Source organism: Neobacillus drentensis, from assembly GCF_036965425.1.
Lineage (GTDB): Bacteria > Bacillota > Bacilli > Bacillales > Cytobacillaceae > Neobacillus > Neobacillus drentensis_F.
Window position 1 is genome coordinate 1 of record NZ_JBALPP010000062.1, and the last position, 1298, is coordinate 1298.

Below are 1298 nucleotides of genomic sequence, written 5' to 3' on the forward strand. Positions count from 1 at the left end.
ATTTTATTAAGAAGTATTTATCCGATTTTTAAGTAAAGATACGCTCGATTAACCAAAACCCACCCAAGAGGGTGATGATAATTGAGCCGATTTGGACAATCTTTTTGTAAGAAATTTGCTTTTGGATTAAACCAAGTAATGGCAAAAGTATTAGAACGATTATAAGCTGAACGGCTTCAATTCCAAGGTTAAAATTAATTAATGCCACGGCAAGGTGGCTTTTTGGAATGGCCATTTCTTTTAATATAGTGGCAAATCCCAGCCCATGTATTAATCCAAATAAGAAGGTGATACTCCAGCGGTATTTAATCTCTTTTCGGAAAATATTTTCTAATGCTACGTAGCAAATACTGAAGGCGATTGTCGCCTCGACGAAACGTGAAGGCAATGTGATCCAGCCCAAGACAGCAAGGCTTAATGTAATGCTATGTGCAATGGTAAAAGAAGTGACTATGGCAGCATATTGTTTAAAGGTTTGTTTTCTTAACAATAAGGCAAATAGAAATAATAAATGGTCATACCCGGTAAGAATATGCATCATTCCTAATTTCAAAAAAGAGAACCAGGAAGTAGGAGTATTGGATTTTTCCAGCTCTGCTTGGTCCGTTTGGCTTTGATTTGTATTTTGCTGAGCTGTTTGCCCCCCTGGAGCCTGTTGCTCTTGTTGTACCTCGGTGGCCAGAAAGGTCCAGGTTCTATTTTTTCCCTCTAACACTGCTTCACTCGTTTCACCCAAATAGGATGCTGAGATGAGATCGACATAGTTAGTGCCCGTGTCATTGAAATAAAATCCATCATTATAAGAGAGTGTTTCACCTGGTGAGAATGAGGGATAGCTCATGTAAGTTGATAAAAATTCTTTATTTCCTTTCTTGATGATTTTTATCTTTTCAATTTTCGGTTCTAGTTCCCTGTTACCCTTATCAAGAGTAAGTCCCTCTGTAATTAATTCATCTAAATGATGCCTGTCGCTGTTAATTTCCGATTTCTCTAAAACCCAATTTTTATTTTTATCTATCTTTGGAAGTAACTCCAGTATCGATAACGTATCAATGGAGAAGACCACTTCTGTCTTTTCTTGATTCATTGTTATCTGTGTATAACTTGCACTATACGCATGTGCTGATGACTGGGAGGGGAATGAGGTAAAGATAAATAGTATAAGTGCTAGTGAAATCAAGGTTAGAGGTCTGACATTTAACCATTGTCGAATTTTGATGGAACGGTACATTTGAAAAATCCTCCTGATAAATATTATATTGAAATAATTACTTGAATTTACCAATTTAAAGTAAAAC

The 1298-nt window shown here is 36.3% G+C and carries 1 protein-coding gene; it reads right to left on the bottom strand.

All coding sequences use genetic code 11. The features are described 5' to 3' along the window. Window positions 1-28 precede the first annotated feature (28 nt). Complete coding sequence (locus V7161_RS16775) at window positions 29-1231, bottom strand: HupE/UreJ family protein (RefSeq protein WP_335714103.1); 1203 nt, start codon at window positions 1229-1231, stop codon at window positions 29-31. Between the last annotated feature and the right edge of the window lie 67 nt (window positions 1232-1298).

Coding starts and splice junctions, on each gene's coding strand:
- V7161_RS16775 (WP_335714103.1), bottom strand. CDS start 1,231: ATGTACCGTTCCATCAAAATTCGACAATGGTTAAATGTCAGACCTCTA.